Annotated in this window: 16 protein-coding genes, 1 pseudogene and 1 riboswitch; all 17 genes and pseudogenes read right to left on the bottom strand. The window is 50.6% G+C overall.

From position 1 onward, the window contains the following. Positions 1–32 precede the first annotated feature (32 nt). Positions 33–1,799, bottom strand: coding sequence for a DNA primase (gene dnaG / locus ACTNCH_RS06035; RefSeq protein WP_441016685.1), 1,767 nt, complete (start codon positions 1,797–1,799; stop codon positions 33–35). 11 nt (positions 1,800–1,810) lie between these two features. Continuing rightward, entirely contained in the window at positions 1,811–2,818 is a 1,008-nt protein-coding gene (locus ACTNCH_RS06030) for a deoxyguanosinetriphosphate triphosphohydrolase (protein ID WP_441016682.1), read from the bottom strand. A gap of 152 nt (positions 2,819–2,970) precedes the next feature. Then, positions 2,971–3,501: pseudogene (locus ACTNCH_RS06025) on the bottom strand (DUF5662 family protein); the annotation flags it as partial. Then, on the bottom strand, positions 3,498–5,423 hold the full coding sequence (locus tag ACTNCH_RS06020; protein ID WP_441016679.1) for an alpha-amylase family glycosyl hydrolase: 1,926 nt from the start codon (positions 5,421–5,423) through the stop codon (positions 3,498–3,500). The gene ACTNCH_RS06020 and the pseudogene ACTNCH_RS06025, both read right to left, overlap by 4 nt. Before the next feature lie 80 nt (positions 5,424–5,503). Further along, positions 5,504–6,397 (bottom strand): DUF4349 domain-containing protein, encoded by an 894-nt coding sequence (locus tag ACTNCH_RS06015; protein ID WP_441016676.1) that lies wholly within the window; start codon positions 6,395–6,397, stop codon positions 5,504–5,506. Beyond that, on the bottom strand, positions 6,394–7,269 hold the full coding sequence (locus tag ACTNCH_RS06010; RefSeq protein WP_441016673.1) for an immunoglobulin-like domain-containing protein: 876 nt from the start codon (positions 7,267–7,269) through the stop codon (positions 6,394–6,396). The genes ACTNCH_RS06015 and ACTNCH_RS06010 overlap by 4 nt, the downstream gene beginning before the upstream one ends. Next, positions 7,256–7,810, bottom strand: coding sequence for an RNA polymerase sigma factor (locus ACTNCH_RS06005; RefSeq protein WP_441016670.1), 555 nt, complete (start codon positions 7,808–7,810; stop codon positions 7,256–7,258). The genes ACTNCH_RS06010 and ACTNCH_RS06005 overlap by 14 nt, the downstream gene beginning before the upstream one ends. Positions 7,811–8,010: 200 nt before the next feature. After that, complete coding sequence (gene guaB, locus ACTNCH_RS06000; protein WP_441016667.1) at positions 8,011–9,465, bottom strand: IMP dehydrogenase; 1,455 nt, start codon at positions 9,463–9,465, stop codon at positions 8,011–8,013. Between the two features lie 243 nt (positions 9,466–9,708). Continuing rightward, the gene (locus tag ACTNCH_RS05995) at positions 9,709–10,179 is read right to left on the bottom strand and encodes a hypothetical protein (RefSeq protein ID WP_441016664.1); all 471 of its coding nucleotides are present in this window, start codon (positions 10,177–10,179) and stop codon (positions 9,709–9,711) included. After that, on the bottom strand, positions 10,179–11,411 hold the full coding sequence (locus tag ACTNCH_RS05990) for a radical SAM protein (protein WP_441016661.1): 1,233 nt from the start codon (positions 11,409–11,411) through the stop codon (positions 10,179–10,181). Before ACTNCH_RS05990 ends, ACTNCH_RS05995 begins: the two co-directional genes overlap by 1 nt. A 10-nt stretch (positions 11,412–11,421) precedes the next feature. Further along, a complete protein-coding gene (locus ACTNCH_RS05985; RefSeq protein WP_441016658.1) occupies positions 11,422–12,138 on the bottom strand; it encodes an energy-coupling factor transporter transmembrane component T family protein in 717 nt (238 codons plus the stop codon). After that, entirely contained in the window at positions 12,135–13,580 is a 1,446-nt protein-coding gene (locus ACTNCH_RS05980; protein WP_441016655.1) for an ABC transporter ATP-binding protein, read from the bottom strand. Before ACTNCH_RS05980 ends, ACTNCH_RS05985 begins: the two co-directional genes overlap by 4 nt. Continuing rightward, a complete protein-coding gene (locus ACTNCH_RS05975) occupies positions 13,573–14,160 on the bottom strand; it encodes an ECF transporter S component (RefSeq protein WP_441016652.1) in 588 nt (195 codons plus the stop codon). Before ACTNCH_RS05975 ends, ACTNCH_RS05980 begins: the two co-directional genes overlap by 8 nt. A 21-nt stretch (positions 14,161–14,181) precedes the next feature. Continuing rightward, positions 14,182–14,820 carry a YkoF family thiamine/hydroxymethylpyrimidine-binding protein gene (locus tag ACTNCH_RS05970; protein ID WP_441016649.1) on the bottom strand — a complete coding sequence of 213 codons (639 nt, stop codon included), beginning with the start codon at positions 14,818–14,820 and terminating at the stop codon, positions 14,182–14,184. Positions 14,821–14,941: 121 nt separating this feature from the next. Beyond that, positions 14,942–15,042, bottom strand: a riboswitch (TPP riboswitch). 160 nt (positions 15,043–15,202) lie between these two features. Next, a complete protein-coding gene (groL, locus tag ACTNCH_RS05965; RefSeq protein ID WP_441016646.1) occupies positions 15,203–16,825 on the bottom strand; it encodes a chaperonin GroEL in 1,623 nt (540 codons plus the stop codon). Positions 16,826–16,939: 114 nt separating this feature from the next. Then, positions 16,940–17,224: a co-chaperone GroES gene (locus ACTNCH_RS05960; RefSeq protein WP_441016643.1), complete on the bottom strand. Its 285-nt coding sequence runs from the start codon at positions 17,222–17,224 to the stop codon at positions 16,940–16,942. A 220-nt stretch (positions 17,225–17,444) separates the two neighbouring features. Then, complete coding sequence (gene codY, locus ACTNCH_RS05955) at positions 17,445–18,224, bottom strand: GTP-sensing pleiotropic transcriptional regulator CodY (protein WP_441016640.1); 780 nt, start codon at positions 18,222–18,224, stop codon at positions 17,445–17,447. Between the last annotated feature and the right edge of the window lie 98 nt (positions 18,225–18,322).

The following is an 18,322-nucleotide window of genomic DNA, read 5'->3' as shown; positions in this document are numbered from 1 at the left end:
CCATCCTTCCATAACTTGTTAGTATTTTATCCTTAATCCAGTGAAATATGCAGTTTCTGAAGCTCGCGCCGACTCTGTATCAGCTTCTGCAGACCCTCCATATCTGTGGGCGCAAGCTCTTTTCCTTTTCTGTTTAAGGCTTCCTGACGGATTTTGTAAATGGTCTCCTGTAAGGCCTTCTCCGTCTCTTCTTTTGTCTCCACCTGCTTAAGCTGTGCGTTAAAGACAGCCGCCGCCTCTCTCTGCTCCTCCGCGTTTTCAAAACGGCTCAGGATTCCCGCGGGGTTTAAGCCCCCCTGCTCATGCTGCTCATACAGCATTTCCGCAATCTGTCCGTACAACGGCACGCTAAAATCCGACGGCTCGATATAACGTCTTATCACCCGGAAATACGTCTCGTCGGAAATCATCCAGGTAAGCAGCAGTTTCTGGGAGGCTGCCGTTCCCTCCTCCTCTTTCTTCCGGTTTGCGGACAAATCCCTGGGTCTGGGAGCCGGCGCCTGCCCGCCCAGGGTCAGCCCCAGCTGATTGACCTTTCGCCGGAGCGCTTCATAGCCTGTCCCATACCGGGCCGCAATAGCTTCTATGTAATTGTTGCGCTCAATCTCATCGGAAAAGCCCAGCAGCTTCTTCGCTGTTTCGTCAAAAAAGGCAGTCTTTTCCGCCGGATCCTTTAAGTTATACTTCCGCTCCAGTACCTCCACTTCAAACAGGAAGCTGACCTGGGCCTCGTCGATCCGCTGCTGAAACGCTTCGCAGCCCATCTGCCTAATAAATTCGTCCGGATCCTTATAAGGCTTCATATTGATGACCCGCATGGTCAGACCCGCGTCCCGGAGAATCGGGATCGCCCGGAGAGCTGCTTTGGTACCTGCCTCGTCACTGTCGTAGGTTACCAGCACCTCGTCTGCATACCGTTTCATTAAAATCGCCTGCTGGGCTGTCAGAGCTGTTCCCAGGGACGCGACGGCCTGGGTAAAGCCTGCCTGATGGAGGGCAATGACGTCCATATAACCCTCGCAGATAATCAGATTTCCTTTCCGGGAGCTGCGGGCAAAATTAAGCCCGTAGAGATTCCGGCTTTTATCAAAGATCTTTGTCTCCGGCGAGTTCAGGTACTTGGGCTTAGCGTCTCCCATAACGCGCCCGCCAAAGCCGATAACCCGGTGATTGGCGTCCATAATCGGAAACATCACCCGGTTCCAGAACTTATCGTAGACGCCGCTCCGTTCATCTATGCTGAACAGCCCTGATTCCTTTAAAAGGGCGTCCGAATAACCCTCATGCTTCAGATACTGATACAGCTCCGCCGACTGCTGTCCGGAGTATCCCAGACCAAACTTCTGAATGGTTTCATCGGTCAGCGCCCGGTTTTTCAGATACTCATATCCTATCCGTCCCCGGGGCTGCCTAAGCTGATAGTAATAATACCTGGCCGCTTTCTTCTGGATCTCCAAAAGTCTGCTTTTCAGATCTGCCTGCTGCCTTGCCTCCTCCGAGTACTCCACCTCCGGAAGCTCCACGCCGCTCCGATCTGCCAGTACCTTCACCGCTTCCGGAAAGGTATAATTTTCATATTCCATCAAAAAGGTAAACACATTGCCGCCTGCCCCGCAGCCGAAACAGTAGTACATCTGCTTGCCCGGCGACACAGAAAAAGAAGGCGACTTCTCACTGTGAAAGGGACAGAGTCCAAAGTAACTGGATCCCTTCCGCTGAAGCCGCACATAACCGGAAATCACATCTACAATGTCATTTCGCGATCGCACCTCTTCGATTAACTCTTCTGGATAATACATCGATTCTGCACCTATGCGTTCCATGCCTTTGGAACAAAATATTCTTCAAACTTGTAAATGGCGTACTGATCCGTCATACCGGATATGTAATCGCACACGACCCGCTCCAGGGGATCCCGGCCGCTTTCCAGCATAGTCCGGAATTCGTCCGACAACTCCTCCGGGTGTTCCATGTAATAATAAAACAGCCCCTCCAGCATATTCCGGGCCTTGACTTCTTCCCCCTTGGCTATAGGGTTCGTATAGACGTTGGTAAACATGAATCTTCGCAGGGCATGCATGGCATTCTCCACCGGCTCCGACATACAGATCTCTGATTTTCCCATGCTCTGGGCAATGATATCGTGGACCAGCGTGTTCAGCCGCTCCCTGGTTGTGCTTCCCAGGACGGCGCGATATTCCGCCGGAATGTCTGTCTCCTCCAGAATCCCTGCCCGGATCGCGTCGTCTATATCGTGGTTGATATAGGCAATCTTATCAGAAAAACGCACCAGTCCGCCCTCCAGGGTGGACGGATGGCCGCTGGTACGGTGGTTCAAAATCCCGTCCCGCACCTCCCAGGTCAGGTTCAGGCCTCTTCCACTTTTTTCCAGTTTTTCCACTACCCGGACGCTCTGCTTATAATGGGCAAATCCGGTGCTGCACAGATCATTCAGTACACGCTCCCCGGCATGTCCGAATGGCGTATGCCCCAGATCGTGCCCCAGGGCGATAGCCTCCGTCAGATCCTCGTTGAGACGCAGCGCCTTGGCCATGGTTCTGGCTATCTGGGAAACCTCCAGGGTATGGGTCAGCCTGGTACGGTAATGATCCCCCCTGGGCGTCAGAAATACCTGGGTTTTGTGCTTCAGACGTCGAAAGGACTTACAGTGCAGAATCCGATCTCGATCTCTTTGATAAACCGGCCGGATATCGCAGGGAAGCTCTTCCCGCTCCCGCCCCCTTGAGTTTTTACTCAGAGACGCGTAGGGGCTCAGATACTCGCTTTCCCACTGTTCTGTGCTTTCGCGTATGGTCATGCAGCCACCTCATTTCTGTTTCCTCTATACTATATAATTCTGCGGATTTCTCCCATTTCCTCTTTTATTTTCTCTTTTTTCAGCTCCGCGTCGGAAATATAATGCCCGTCCCCCACCAGCTGCCAGGGACGGGGCGGAATCTTAGGATATTCCTTTTTCCCCACGATATAGGCGCGCATATAGGCAAATAACGCTTCTTCACCCTGCTCGTCCAGAATATGCAACAGGTGCTCCAGGAGCGCCCTGGTTTCATCGTGAATCATATAGGAATCTTTTCCCTTTTCATAATATTCCAGGGGCTCATGGTGGTTATAATGCCCTTTATTGTAGATCTTGGATGCCGCCATCCGATCCATCATCATCTCGGCCACATAGCGGTTGGGCATTTTCATGCCGGTCATGCCCTTTACCGGACCTGTACTGTAATCTATCCAGTATTCATAATGGTGCTTATTTCTGCCCTTATGGTGCAGCCAGGCTGCCGAATAGCCTTTTTCCTCCCGTTCCGCATTGTTGGGGCTCCGGTAGCCCTGGTAGTATTTACAGCCGGGAATAAATTCCGTCGGCGTATATTTGGACATATCATGCAGCAATCCCTGTCTGTACAGTCCTATCCGGAAGCAATGCCGCATAACCATGATTTTATGTTCTGTGATGGTACAAAAATGTTTCCAAGCCTTCATTCTGCCTCTGCTCCTGCCTGTTTCTTCTTTTCCTTCTGCCGCTTCTGTCCGCGGAGAATCAGAATCGTGCGCTCCGGAACCGTCACGGTGCGCTGTTCTGTCAGTATTGCCCCGCTTCCTTCCTCATAGATTCCGTCTGCTCCCTCCGCCCCTGTATCCAGGGCAACGGTCCAGACCTGCCCCTCCGGCAGCTTCGGAAGGGCAAACTCATGGGGAATCCAGTGCATATTGTAGGCTGCGTAAAAGGAATCATCCGACCTTTCACCGTTTGAATTTGCCGACACATATTCGCCTGCGTACAGGATTCCTACGCTTCTGCTGTAATTTTCAAAGTCGCCCAGCCAGGCCCGCTTTCCGTGATAGGATATATCCGGGTGGCCGCAGGACAGGTAATCCGTCTGCCGAAGCTCCGCTTCCTGGCGGAAAATCGGGTGGGCTTTTCGAAAAGCTATGAGCATTCTTACATATTCTTCCAGGAAAGTCCAGGCTTTCCCGGGTTTCCATTTGATCCAGGACAGCTCATTGTCCTGACAATAGACATTATTATTACCGGACTGGGAATTGCCCTGTTCGTCACCGCCGTACAGAACCGGCACGCCCTGACTGAGGAACAGCATGACCAGCGCGTTGCGAAGCTGCCGGGAACGGAGCTCCAGCGTCTTCTTCTTCCGGCTGGGTCCTTCCTCTCCACAGTTCCAGCTGTAGTTATAATCGGTGCCGTCCCGATTATCCTCTCCGTTGGCCTCGTTGTGCTTCTCGTCATAGGACACGGCGTCCATCAGGGTAAAGCCATTGTGCCCGGCCACATAGTTCATGACCGCATACCGCTCCGGATTCTTCCGTTCCCGCCAGATAAAGGCCGGAATCATGCCCTCGTCGCCCTTCAGGAACCGGCGGATATCCAGCATAAATCCGTCATTGTATTCCGCCAGATTGCGGAAGCGAGGAACGGTGCGTCCCTCGTAAACCTTCTCCAGGTCAAAGCCCTCGGACATGATCTTTGTGTGGCTTAAAAGGGGCTCCTGGGCCAGCTCCTCCACCGGCGTATGATCCCGGTTCACACGAACCCCGTCAATATGGTATTCCAGCACCCAGTAGCGGATGCAGTCCAGTATCTGGGCAGTCTGCATTCCCGCCGGGAAATAGAATTCCAGCACCAGCTCGATCCCATTTCTGTGAAGCTCCCGCACCAGGGTTTTCAGCTCCCTTACTGGATCTTTCGACGCCGCATAGGAGGCTTTGGGCGCAAAATAATAGCTGTCCGTATAGCCCCAGTAGTTCATCAATGGTTCGTCTGCTTTTCCTCCCCTGCGGATCTGCGGACGCTTCTCGTCCCAGGCCTCAACCTCCGCGAATTCATAGACCGGCATGAGCTCCAGCTGGTTGATCCCCAGATTTTTCAGATAGGGAATCTTTTCCCGGACGCCTGCAAAGGTACCCTTAGACCGGACGCCCGAAGTGGAATGACGGGTAAAACCGCGCACATGGGTGGCATAAGCCACAATTTCTGTATAAGAAAGCTGCAGGGGCGCATCCCCTTCCCAGTCAAATTCATCAGAAATAATACAGCCCCGCAGGGCTTCTTTTCCCGCCGGCGCCTGTCCCCAGATTTCCCGCCCGGCAATGCGCCGGGCATAGGGATCCGTTACAAGCTCGCCTTCTATCCGGTAATTGTATTCGTATACGCCCATGGGGAGCTTTTCAATCTCAACGGAACGTAGATCTCCGTAACGGGTACTTCGCTCCATGGGGATCTCGACCGCTTCCTCCTGCTCCCCCTTTTTATAAAGAAGCAGGCTGCATTCCTTCTCTTCGGGAACTGCGACGGTGAAGCAGATAGCGTCACCCTGGCGTTCGATACCCGGCCGGTGATAGGCTCCTTTTTTTATCTGATAGCGGAATGTGTTTTCCGAATTCTTCATCTTTCTGCTCCCTCGCTTTGTCGGATTTCCAATTATGCATATTATAGCAGATTTTTGCAGAACAGGAAAGTACATTGCCCCTACTCTTCTTTTTTCTTTTTATGGAACATCGGTTTTTTCCAGATTATTTTCCGCACAATCTTAATTACCGCGAATCCGATTACGCCCAGAATCAGGAAGTAAGGAATCGCCGCGATAAACCAGATAGCAAAATTCCGCAGGCCGTGACTGATATGATAGAGATTATCCGAAAGCCGGTTCTTCAGCTCCTCCGCAAAGCCCTGTTTTTCCGGAGCCGTTTCCCGATCCACTTCGTTGATACTGATACTGACTGTACTGTAAGAAACCTGATTGTCATAGGTTCTCAAGGTCGATTCGTAGGACTGAAGTTCATAACGGATTTCAGACAACCGGGTTTCGATCTTGATAATGTCGTCCATGCTTTCCGCCTGCTCCATCAGGGTAAGCAGACGCTCCTGCTCCGTTTCCAGAGCTTTCTTATGGCTTTCCGTATCTACATATTTCAGGGTAATGTCTTCCACACTCTCATTTTTGCTGGTTACATTGCCCAGCTCGCTCACCACCGTCACAAAGCTATCCAGCTTATCCGCGGGAATCCGCAGGCTCAGCCAGGCATAACGGTTGCCGCCCCCATAATAGCTGTTGCCGGAGATGTCGGAGCTTTCTGTATAACCGCCGCTCTCCGTAACCTTGGTCTGAATGTGCTCCAGAAGCTCATCGAACTTTCTGGTCTGCATGCTCAGATTGACTGTTTTGATCAACTTCTGTCCGGTGCTTTTCGGCGCTTCAAGCCCGGAAGCGGCCGTAACGTAGCCGTTATCCTCCGCCATCTCCTCTGTCATTGCCGCTGCCGAATCTGCCGTCGCCATTTCCATCTTAGCGCTGCTTGCGCCGCAGCCTGACACCACCAGCGCTGTCAGCAATAAAGCTGCTATCCCGATTCTTTTCTTCATTCTGCTTCCTCCCATGCTTCTTCCAATCCCTGTTCCACGCTCTCAAACCGGAATCCGGCACTAAAAGGAACGCCATCCACATAGGTGATGATCCGATAGGCGTCCGCGTCATAATCCAGATCGTATGCTGTCAGAGCCAGCTCTTCGTCCTGGGCCATTCCCGGCGCAAGCTCTACGGTGGTATCCTGCTGTCCCACCGGCTCGTTTTTTCTGGGAATGACATACCAGACGCCGTCCTGCTGTACCTGAAGTTCCATATTCGCGTTATAGGAAATGGGGTTCTCACTGATGTTGCCGATTGTGATTTTGACGGTCGCTGCCTCCCGGTCTATCACCGGACTGGATACCAGGGTTTTCACCGCTTCCGTATCCCCGGTCACATCCTGATCCTCTGCCTGATAAATCTCATGGCCTGCGAAGATGATTTTCTCCGGTGCCGCTTCCTTAGAGGCTGCCTCTGTCTGCTCCTGATCTGCTGCCGTGTCTTCCGTCACTTCTTCGGGGACTTCTTCCGGAAGTGCCGCGCCTTCTACACGGTCTTCTAAGACTGCTGTTTCTGTACTGCTCTTTCTTCCACCGGACAGAAAAATTCCGGTACAGACGCCGCCTACTACCAGAACTGCCACAATGCAGGCCGCTATCTTATTGAAGCTGTAGACAAATTCCCGGCTGGTCATGGTGTTCTTCTCCCGCTTCGGTCTTCCGCCCGCATCGCAAAGCTTCTTCATACTCTCCTGAAATTCCTCCGAGTACCGATGCATCCGCGCGATTTCCCGCTCCGAAGGGATAAAGCTTAACTGCTCCTCCATACATTCATCGAAGACTTCCGCAAGCAGCTCCCGTTCCTGTTCGTTCTTCTTATCGTCCCGCACTGCCTGCCACCTCCTTTTCCAGCATCCCCTGAAGCTTTTTCCGCGCCCGGTAATACCGGACATTTACATTCTTGGAAGAAATCCCCAGAATTTCTCCAATTTTCTGATCCGAAAGCCCATGTACATACTTATATTCAAAAATCACGCGATATGACTCCTCCAGCTCCAACACGCAGGAAATCAGCGCGTTATAATTTTCTCTGGTTATGTACTGGCTCAGGGCATCGGGCTCCGAAGCAGAAAGCTCACACTCTAGCTCTTCCATGGACAGCTCGTTTTTCTGCTTCCGCAGAATATCGATGGCCTTACTTTTCACAATCGTCATCAGAAACTTCCGGGTTCTGGGACTCTCCACAGCTTCAATCTTGTCCAGATGTCTGGTCAGCGCCAGAAAGATCTCCTGCACTGCGTCCTCCGCCAGGTGATCGTCGCCCAGCAGCTGAAACGCCACATACCAGCAGAAATGCTGATACTGCTCATAGACCTCTGTAAATTTTTCTTTTTCGTCCTGGGTGTCCAGTATGGACAGATACATCAGCATGCGCGGTTCCTCCCGTCATGATTCAGTACCCTTCCGGCCGTCCGGTATACTGAATCCTTTGTTACATTTACTATAACGCATTTTGTTTACATTTTGCTACAGAAAATACTTAATTTTTTATGAACCGTGTGTGAATTCCGCAGAAAAAGCCGGCACGAATGCCGGCTTTTTCTGCTTCTGTTGCTATTCTTTTTCCACTTTTATGACTCAGTACTGTAGTTTGGAGCTTCCTTCGTGATATGGATATCGTGGGGATGGCTCTCCTTTAAGGAAGCGGAAGTAATCTTTACGAAACGTCCTCTCTGCTTCAGCTCCTCAATGGTCGGAGTTCCGCAGAGTCCCATACCGGAACGGAGTCCGCCCAACATCTGGAAGATGGTGTCCTCTACGCTTCCTCTGTATGCCACACGGCCCTCTACGCCCTCGGGAACCAGCTTCTTTGCTCCCTCCTGGAAATAACGGTCCTTGCTTCCGTTCTCCATAGCCGCAATGGAACCCATGCCGCGGTATACCTTGTATTTTCTTCCCTGGAACAACTCAAACTCACCGGGCGCCTCGTCACAGCCGGCGAACATGCTGCCCATCATGCAGACATTTGCGCCTGCGGCAATCGCTTTGGTAATATCTCCAGAATACTTGATACCACCGTCAGCGATAACCGGAATACCGTACTCCTTTGCTACCTCGTAGCAATCCATAATTGCGCTGACCTGCGGTACGCCGATACCGGAAACCACACGGGTAGTACAGATCGATCCCGGTCCGATACCAACCTTTACAGCGTCTGCTCCTGCCTCAATCAAATCTCTTGCTGCCTCGCCGGTAGCGATATTGCCTGCGATCAGCGGCAGATCCGGATATGCTTCCTTGATCATCTTCAGGCAGCGGATAACGTTCGCGGAATGTCCATGGGAGGAATCCAGCACGATTACGTCTACCTGCGCCTTAACCAGAGCCTCCACACGCTCCAGCGCATTGCTGGTGATACCTACGCCTGCGCCGCAGAGCAGTCTGCCCTTTGCGTCCTTTGCGGAGTTCGGGTACTTGATCTGCTTCTCAATATCCTTGATGGTGATTAAGCCCTTCAGATTGAAATCGTCGTCTACGATAGGAAGCTTCTCTTTTCTTGCCTTGGCAAGGATCGCCTTTGCCTCCTCCAGCGTAATGCCTTCCTTCGCGGTAACCAGTCCCTCGGAGGTCATGGACTCTTTGATTTTCTTGGAAAAATCTGTCTCGAACTTCAGGTCACGGTTGGTAATGATACCTACCAGCTTTCTGCCCTCGGTAATCGGAACGCCGGAAATACGGAACTTCGCCATCAGCTCATTGGCGTCTGCCAGCGTATGCTCCGGAGACAAATAAAACGGATCGGTGATAACGCCGTTCTCGGAACGCTTTACCTTGTCAACTTCCTCTGCCTGCTTTTCGATACTCATGTTCTTATGGATAATACCGATACCACCCTGTCTCGCCATTGCGATAGCCATGCGGTGCTCAGTAACCGTATCCATACTGGCACTCATCATCGGAATGTTCAGCTTGATGGTCTTTGTCAGATGTGTACTCAGATCCACCTGGTTCGGAATCACCTCGGAATAGGACGGTACCAGAAGTACGTCGTCAAAGGTAATGCTCTCTCCAATAATCTTACCCATTTTATTCTCTCCTCTCAAGTCATTATTCTGATATTCTTTTGTGTCCGTGTAAGACGGTTATTAATAACTTATCTTAACGAAAAGATTCTGAATTGTCAATACATGTTCGCCGAAAAAAAACACAAAAAAAGCCGCGCAAAAACGGCTTTTTTTGATTCATAATATTTTTTAATTACTGTTCTTTTGTGTCTCCGATAAATTGCACACATTCCGAACATTCATCTTTCTATCGCGGACACTTTGTTATTTCAGAAGACCCAAATGATCCAAATGCCATTCCGCAGACCCTGCCGACGGAAGCTCCTCCGCATCTGTCAGGTCTCCTGCTTCCGCACTGCCGGTCACATACAACTCCCAGGCGGAAGCCATGTCCCGGTTCCCGTCTGATTTTCGTATCTCCAACAGTTTTTTCACAAAAAACGGACCTGCAATATGGCAACGGTACACCCACACCTCTGCTGCCGCCGTCTCGTCGCCGCACTTCAAAATCACAGCGGCAGGCTTCGTGAACCACAAAGCTTCAACCAAAGCCCGGCCAAGAGGCGTATGTTCCTCCTCCAGAGCCAGCGCAAGCCCTCTTTCGCCTTCCCGTGTAAGAGAACCCAGTCTGTATAATCGTCCATGCTCCATTCGAAGGTATGCTTCCGTTTCCGGCCTTGCCAGGAGCACCGCGAACTTCTCAGGCAGCGGCAGCTTCTTTTTCTGTTCCAGCATTATGCATCCATCCTTTCCAGATCACTGTCCGGATGATTTCCGCAGTGCTTATAATCGTCGTTCGTAGAGATGAGTCCGTAGTTCTTCCGAATCTCATGAAAGCCTTTCGCCAGCCGGACATAGAATTCCAGCGGCGGCATAGGCTGGAAGCCCAGACGGGACGCCTTATGGGGCCTCCAGATGGTGCTCAGACAAATAACATCATGGCGGGCAAAAAATTCACAACCCTCGAAATTCGATTTCAGAGCCTCGTCCACTGTGGCAAATCCGCCAGGCTTTGCCAGCTCCGCGCCCGCTACAATCTGGGTATACACTTTTCCTTTTCCAAACACTTCGACTGCATCCAAAGTTCGTCTCAGCCATTCATCATGTCCTATCCAGGCTTCTTTCCCCGGGCACAGACGCTGAAACAATTCCTTATCCCAGACCTCAATATTGGGGCAGTAAGAGGTAAGTCCCGTTTCATCATAGATACGCTGCAGATCCTGCTTTTTATAAGCCGGAGCCATCAGCTGACTGGAAAAACGACCGTTAAAATTCCGGCCAATGGCCTGCAAGACCCGGATATAACGATCGATTTCCTCAGAAAATGGCGGTTCTCCGCTAAAATCCGTTCCACCGGACAAATAGATCTCCGAGAAACGGCCCGGTTCCTTTAATGCCTCCCGCACTGTCTCGTAGACGTCCTCGCAATTTACCTGTTCCAGGGTATGGGATCCGGTAAAAAACGCGCAGAAATGACACTGCTTTCCGCCCTCCCAGAGGCGGCATTTCTGATAGGCCGTCAGAATCATCTTCTGAGCCCGCACATCAGCGATAGCCTCCATGGGCGTACCCCTGCTGGTGGTTTTTCCAAAAAATTCCGGCCGGGGCACAAAATCAATCCGGTCGATGGGCTGTCCATTTTCCGACAGCCAGAATTCGCCTGTCTCCGGATTCCAGTCCGCCTTGTAAGGATCCTCGTAGGACTCCCCATAATTGATGTAGACATAGGTAGCGTCCCGTAAAAGGATTGCGCCCGGCATGACCTTTTTAGCAGTTCTGCCCGCAAAAGAGATCCCAAAGGGCTCCAGTTTCCCAAAACAGTAATCCGGCTTCTGCAGACGTTCCAGAGCCTGCTCGCTCAGCACGACACCATGCCATACCATGCTCAGTTTCAGGAGAATGAACGGAGACAGATCCGGATATTTTTCGCAGAGCTGCTCCCACTCTCTTATTTTCTTATATCCCATCTTATTCCTCCTATTTCAGGGAAAGTAAGCCCAGTACAATCAGGCCGTTCAGGCCAATCAGAAACAGATAATCCTTCCAGCACACACCCACCTGAAAAGCCTGCGCCCGGGGCGCTTCATCCTGAAACCCTCTGGATTCCATAGCCATGGCCAGACTCTCTGAGCGCTCCATAGCCTGTACCAGCATAGGAAACAGTCTTTTTGTAGATACCGGTCCTGTTTTCACGCCGCGTACCTGAAGCGCCGCACCAACAATATCATACTCTTCCCTCACCACCGGGAAGAAATGATACGCTGCCAGAATTCCATAGGCAAACTTGGGCGGCAGATGAAACTGCTGCATCAGGCTCATGACCAGTTCAAAGGCATTGGAGGTAAAAGCATAAAGCATACCGAGACCCCCGTAGGCCAGAATCCGGGAGGACAACTGCATAGCTGTCGTCATATTACTGGCATAGAGCGTGCGCTGTCCAAACATGGTCACTTCCACGCCTTCATTTCCGCCATTTCCGAAAAACAGTCCAGCTGTAAACATTCCGAGAGCCGCCAGCAGAAATGGCACCATGCCAATCATCAGCTTTCTGCGATTCACACCCGGTGTACAGAAGGTTACCAGGAAGCATATCACAGCAATCACCAGATTCAGCCGCACCCGAAAGGTCAGGGACAGTAAAAGAGAAGCAATGATCAGGCTCAGCAGCTTATAGCCCGGATTCAGTTTCTTCATAAAGCTCCTCCTTCCCATTCCTCTGTCGGAATTGCAGTCAGCTTTCCTTCCTGTAAAAGAAGAATCTGATTTGCACAGGCTTTAGCCAGTGCCAGATCATGGGTGGCCATCACAACCGTCAACCCATCTTTGACGCGGCTCATCAACAGATCCATGATAAAACGTGTAGACCGCTCATCCTGGGCGTAAGTAGGCTCATCCAGCAACATCAACGGGCAGTCTCCGGCCAGCATGGCCAACAGAGCCAAGCGTCTCTGCTGCCCCTGACTGAGTGTGTAAGGGGACTCCTTCTCCCATTGCCGCAAGCCGAACTCCTCCAAAAGCTCCCCGGCTTTTCTCTTCAGCACGGCTTCCTCTGCCTTTTTCCCGTAGACAGCCCGGAGCGTAGTCAGTACTTCCTCCTGTACAGAAAGACTTAAAAACTGAAACCTGGGATTCTGAAATACCAATCCCGGCCTTCCTGCGAGTTCCAGCCTTCCCTTTTTCCGCCCGATTCCTGCCATTGCCTGTAAAAGAGTCGTCTTACCGCTTCCGCAGGTTCCTACCAATGCCGTTACACTGCCCTTTTCTATCCGAAACGACAAATCCTTCAGAAATGGTTTTTTCCCATGATATAAAGTCAATTGCTCTGCCAGCACCATTGTTTCACTGTCAGCTCCAAGCTCCGCTGCGTGATATGCGCTGAGCCATCTATCATCCAGAAACAGCCCCCTCTTCTCGAAAAGCTCCCGTTTTTTTTGGATCTCCTCAGGGTAAATACTGCCCTCATCAAGATTCCCATTTTCTTCCATCAGCACGATCCGATCCATAAAAGGCAGCCACCACTGGGGCTTATGATCCACCACCAACAGGGTCAGTCCCCGTTCCTTCATCTTCCGCAGAAGTTCCGCCAGGGATTCGCAGGCCTTTGGATCCAGATTTGCAAAAGGCTCGTCCAGAATCAGCATATCCGCCTCGGTGGCCAGAGCTGTGCAGAGAGCCAGTTTCTGCTTCATACCTCCAGATAAGGTATAGATAGGCTGACCGGCTGTGTACTCGAGTCCTACGATACGTAGAAGTTCATGGGCTCTTTTTCGCAGATCGCCCTGATAATTCATATTTTCCAGCGTAAACAAAACCTCATGCTCTACCTTATCCATGCAGAATTGATTGTCCGGATTCTGGAATAAAATTGAAACCTTTTTGGCACGCTCCGCCGCCCCCAGCTTACTGAGCTCCTGACCATGTACGAGAATCGTCCCTTCCATTTCGCCCGCGTATTCCGGATAAAGTCCGGCGAGGCAGTACGCAAGGGTACTTTTGCCTCCGCCGGACTTTCCCATCAGCAGAACCGCTTCTCCCCGCTTTACCTGAAAACTCAGGTCGGAAAAAACCGGATGTTCATTTTTACTGTACCGAAAACCTAAGTGTTCGCAGGAAAGGATGATTTTCTCCTTACTCACGGCTGCGGCCCAGCTCATAGCCCTTTAACAGACCGCTCTTTGCCAGGCTGTCGCCAATCAGCTTGCAGATCAGACCTGAGAAGATCAGGGAGCTTACCAGACGAATCAGGAACAGTACGATCAGGAAACCTACAGAGAATTTACCGTAACCAGAACGTACAAAGCTCCACAGGAAGCTGGTAATGCAGCTTCCTGCCGCTGCCAGATACATCACCTTGCCATCAAATTTCTGATACTTATTTGCGGCAAATACGATCTCTGCGCCAACGCCCTGAATGATACCTGCTACGATAACCATCGGGCCGAACCAATTGCCCAGAAGAACCTCAATAACTGCCGCAATGACCTCTGCGATAACCGCTGCGCCCGGTTTCTGCAGAATGTAGCCTGCCAGGGTTGCTGCCATAAACCATATACCGAAGCAAATCTCATTTCCCAGAGGGGACAGGCCTGCAGGCGTCAGAGCGGTTGCTATAAACGAAGCCAGGTATACGCCGCCCAGATATACGACACCGAATACAATACAAATCATAGCTGTTAAGATGATCTCTTTTAATTTCCAGGTGTTTTTCTTTTCCATTTTTTTACTCCTCTTTATTCGTTAATTCTCATTTGTCGGGCTGTTTACCGATAAGGTAAAATGCAGAATGTAATGGGGAACGGCCTTTTCCATCAGGCTGCATACCTCTTCCAGGTAGTCAAACACCTCATGAATGTCACCATGAATCCGGGTGGCGTAATGAATGGTGGTAGGCTCCAGCCCCTTCTCCTCTGCCAGTCTCCAGACTCTGGCAATCTCATCGATGTAATCCGCGGTTCCCATGGGATACAATGCCAGCTTGCACAGTACCGGGAAGTGCTTATCCGCAATCTTTGCCTTGTTGGGTGCCTCGCCCTCACGGGTCAAAACACTGTCTCCGTCACAGTCACCCGGGCAGCCCTTAGAAAACTGTCCTTCCAGTGCCATATGCACATCCGGCTTCCATGCGTTGACGAACAGTGCCTTCACAGCGTCCGCCACATAAGGCAGCTTACCGCGGTATACGGTAGACAGCGCATCGGACTCGCTCCAGACTGCACTCGTATCAGTTCCCTCCAGCGCGCCCAGAATGATCGGCACGAAATGGTCAGTCATTGGATACAGGGAAAAACGGCAGCCGGAGATATCCAGCTTCGTTCCCCGTCCTGCCCAGGGCAGATCCGGACGGTTGCAGCCGCTGCAACAATTGTTGTTTTCCATATTTAAAACCTCTCTTTCTCTCATAGAGGTATCGGATTTCCGCAAAAATAGACAAAAAAAGAAGCTTTCTCGAAAAAAAGCCTCTTTCTATATCTATACTTATGCCAATACCTAGCCAATAAGTCTTTTCGAATCGCTTCCCTTCGCTGGTTCTAACCAGAGCAGGTTCAAAGAGTCGGCCTTATGCCCTCTCAGCTCCTAAGAGTTCCCCTAGAATTCTAATACCTGTATGAATTTTTATGTCGGTATAACTATAGCGCTTTTCTATGGAGATGTCAAGGCATAAATGGTCGTAACCGTCCTGCCGTCTAAGCCCTCAGGCAAAAACAAATACCCCGCGGCAGGTTAAAACCTGCCGCGGGGTATTTGCTTTGCTGATGTGTTACATCATTCCGCCCATGCCGCCGCCTGCGGGCATTGCGGGTGTTTCTTCCTTAATGTTTGCTACACAGCTCTCTGTGGTAAGGAACGTAGATGCTACGCTGGTTGCGTTCTGCAGAGCGCTTCTTGTTACCTTTGCGGGGTCAAGAATACCTGCGTCTACCATGTTCACATACTCTTCATTCAGTGCGTCAAAACCGACTCCCGGATTGCTCTCTCTTACCTTGTTGATGATAACTGCGCCTTCCAGTCCTGCATTTGCAGAGATATGGAACAGCGGAGCCTCCAGTGCCTTCAGGATAACCTTTACACCGGTCTTCTCATCGCCCTCTGTGGTATCAAGCAGCTTCGCTACCTGCTTGGTTGCGTGGATATACGCGGATCCGCCGCCTGCGATGATACCTTCCTCTACAGCCGCCTTGGTAGCTGCCAGAGCATCCTCCATACGAAGCTTTGCTTCCTTCATCTCTGTCTCAGTTGCAGCGCCTACACGGATAACTGCTACGCCGCCTGCCAGCTTGGCAAGTCTCTCCTGCAGCTTCTCACGGTCGAAATCAGACTTGGTCTCTTCGATCTGCGCGCGAATCTGAGCGATACGCTGCTGGATATCTTCCTTGGAGCCTGCGCCCTCTGCGATGATGGTGTTCTCTTTCTGAATCTTTACAGACTTTGCAGTACCCAAATCCTCAAGCTTCGCATCCTTCAGCTCACGTCCCAGCTCCTCGGAGATGACGTTTGCGCCTGTCAGGATTGCGATATCACGCAGCATCTCTTTTCTTCTGTCGCCATAGCCCGGTGCCTTTACACCAACTACCGTGAAGGTTCCACGCAGCTTGTTCATAACCAGAGTGGTCAGAGCCTCGCCCTCGATATCCTCTGCGATAATCAGAAGCTTTCTGCCGCACTGTACGATCTGCTCCAGCAGCGGAAGAATCTCCTGGGTTGTGGAAATCTTCTTATCTGTAATCAGGATATACGGATTATCCAGATTTGCTTCCATCTTCTCCATGTCTGTTGCCATGTAAGCGGAAATATATCCTCTGTCGAACTGCATACCTTCTACCAGATCCAGCTCGGTCTTCATGGTCTTGGACTCCTCGATGGTGATAACGCCGTCGTTGGTAACCTTCTCCATAGCGTCTGCTACCATGTTGCCAACTTCCTCATTTCCGGAAGAAACAGCTGCTACTCTTGCGATCTGATGCTTTCCGGTTACCGGGCTGCTCATCTCCTTAATAGCCTCTACTGCGGCGTCTGTCGCCTTCTTCATACCCTTTCTCAAAACGATCGGGTTCGCTCCTGCTGCCAGATTCTTCATACCTTCATGAATCATAGCCTGTGCCAGAACTGTTGCTGTAGTGGTACCGTCACCGGCTACATCGTTGGTCTTGGTCGCTACTTCTCTTACCAGCTGGGCACCCATGTTCTCAAACGGATCCTCAAGCTCGATCTCTTTTGCAATGGTAACACCATCGTTGGTAATCAGGGGCGCGCCATACTGCTTATCCAGTACTACGTTTCTTCCCTTCGGTCCGATGGTTACTCTTACGGTATTTGCAAGCTTATCTACACCGGCTTCCAGTGCTTTTCTGGCGTCTACGCCATATTTAATTTCCTTAGCCATTTTTAATTCCTCCAGTTTTTTTTTCAGATTTTTATATCATTATTCGGTCATATCCTGACGGATATGCACGCTCCGCTCAGGATGCCATTCGGCAAAGAATAATATCTTTCGATATTATTCTACAATTGCAAGGATGTCATTCTGCTTTACAATCATGTATTCCTCATCGCCAAGCTTTACTTCATTTCCGGCATACTTGGAATAGATAACTTTATCGCCAACCTTTACATACATGGTAATCTCTTTTCCGTCTACCATTCCGCCAGGTCCTACTGCTACAACCTCAGCCTGCTGCGGCTTCTCCTGGGACTTGCTTGCCAGAATAATTCCGGATGCGGTAGTCTCCTCTGCTTCAAACTGCTTCAGTACAACTCTGTCTCCCAACGGTACTAATTTCATTTCTATTCCTCCTTGGATCTTGTTCTTATCCTTTTTATTATTAGCACTCACTTACTGCGAGTGCTAACTTACGGTTATTATAGTAATGCTTTCCATTTTATTTGTCAACTGCTTTTTCGGAATTTTATTCTTTTTTTATAATTACAGGATAAAAAAATACAGTGCGGTTTCCGACCTGCTCCGGCCTTTTTCCGCACTGTACCTTTCTTCTATTCTGAAGTTATTTTGCTTCCTTTTTCAGCTTCGCCAGTTCATCGAATACCACATCGTTCACAACCTTAATGTAGGTTCCTTTCATTCCGGAGGAACGGGACTCGATCACGCCTGCGCTCTCAAACTTCCGAAGCGCGTTGACAATAACGGAACGAGTGATTCCCACACTGTCGGCAATCCGGCTGGCTACCAGGATTCCCTCGTTGCCCTTCAGCTCCTCGAAGATATGAGTGATCGCTTCCAGCTCAGAGAAGGACAGGGTGCTGATGGCAGACTTCACAATCTGAACCTTCCGCTTCTCTTCTTCGTTCTCCTCGTTCACGGAACGCATCATTTCCAGGCCTACGACTGTGGTGCCGTACTCGCTTAAGATGATATCGTCGATATCGTACTGCTCTTTATACTTATACAGGAACAGGGTTCCCAGACGCTCGCCTGCAATATCAATCGGAGTGATAATCGCCTGATAATCACGGACATTCTCAGACTCAAAGCCCAGGGTCTGCAGATTGACATTCTCCTTGGTGGACAGAATGCTTAAGAGACGCTCGTTCAGAGCCTCGTCTATATGGGCTCCCACTTCGTCCACAATCAGCTCCTGAATCTCACTCACGCCCTCACAGTGGCTGATACCCAACACCTTGCCTTTTTTACTGATGACCAGAACATTGGAATTCAGAATCTCTGTCAGCACTTCGCAGATATCGTTGAATACCACCTTGCTGGAGTTATTATTATGCAGCAGCTTATTGATCTTTCTTGTTTTATCCAGTAATTGTACGCTCACGCCGTTCCCTCCATTGTATTTTTTTCCGAAGGTGTCTGTTCTCTATCTTTTCGCCATATTTTCAAAACAACTCGGAATTTATATGAATTTTAGCACAA

The sequence above is a fragment of the Candidatus Merdisoma sp. HCP28S3_D10 genome, assembly GCF_052065835.1.
Lineage (GTDB): Bacteria > Bacillota > Clostridia > Lachnospirales > Lachnospiraceae > Laedolimicola.
The sequence above is the reverse complement of the archived record's forward strand: the minus strand, read 5'-3'. Positions and strand labels throughout refer to the sequence as shown.

Bases quoted from the DNA above. Each gene is read 5' to 3' on its own strand.
- ACTNCH_RS05960 (WP_441016643.1), bottom strand. From the start codon at position 17,224: ATGAAATTAGTACCGTTGGGAGACAGAGTTGTACTGAAGCAGTTTGAA.
- ACTNCH_RS06030 (WP_441016682.1), bottom strand. From the start codon at position 2,818: ATGACCATACGCGAAAGCACAGAACAGTGGGAAAGCGAGTATCTGAGC.
- ACTNCH_RS06020 (WP_441016679.1), bottom strand. From the start codon at position 5,423: ATGAAGAATTCGGAAAACACATTCCGCTATCAGATAAAAAAAGGAGCC.
- guaB (WP_441016667.1), bottom strand. From the start codon at position 9,465: ATGGGTAAGATTATTGGAGAGAGCATTACCTTTGACGACGTACTTCTG.
- ACTNCH_RS05995 (WP_441016664.1), bottom strand. From the start codon at position 10,179: ATGCTGGAACAGAAAAAGAAGCTGCCGCTGCCTGAGAAGTTCGCGGTG.
- ACTNCH_RS05985 (WP_441016658.1), bottom strand. From the start codon at position 12,138: ATGAAGAAACTGAATCCGGGCTATAAGCTGCTGAGCCTGATCATTGCT.
- ACTNCH_RS06015 (WP_441016676.1), bottom strand. From the start codon at position 6,397: ATGAAGAAAAGAATCGGGATAGCAGCTTTATTGCTGACAGCGCTGGTG.
- ACTNCH_RS05975 (WP_441016652.1), bottom strand. From the start codon at position 14,160: ATGGAAAAGAAAAACACCTGGAAATTAAAAGAGATCATCTTAACAGCT.
- ACTNCH_RS05970 (WP_441016649.1), bottom strand. From the start codon at position 14,820: ATGGAAAACAACAATTGTTGCAGCGGCTGCAACCGTCCGGATCTGCCC.
- groL (WP_441016646.1), bottom strand. From the start codon at position 16,825: ATGGCTAAGGAAATTAAATATGGCGTAGACGCCAGAAAAGCACTGGAA.
- dnaG (WP_441016685.1), bottom strand. From the start codon at position 1,799: ATGTATTATCCAGAAGAGTTAATCGAAGAGGTGCGATCGCGAAATGAC.
- ACTNCH_RS06005 (WP_441016670.1), bottom strand. From the start codon at position 7,810: ATGCTGATGTATCTGTCCATACTGGACACCCAGGACGAAAAAGAAAAA.
- ACTNCH_RS05990 (WP_441016661.1), bottom strand. From the start codon at position 11,411: ATGGGATATAAGAAAATAAGAGAGTGGGAGCAGCTCTGCGAAAAATAT.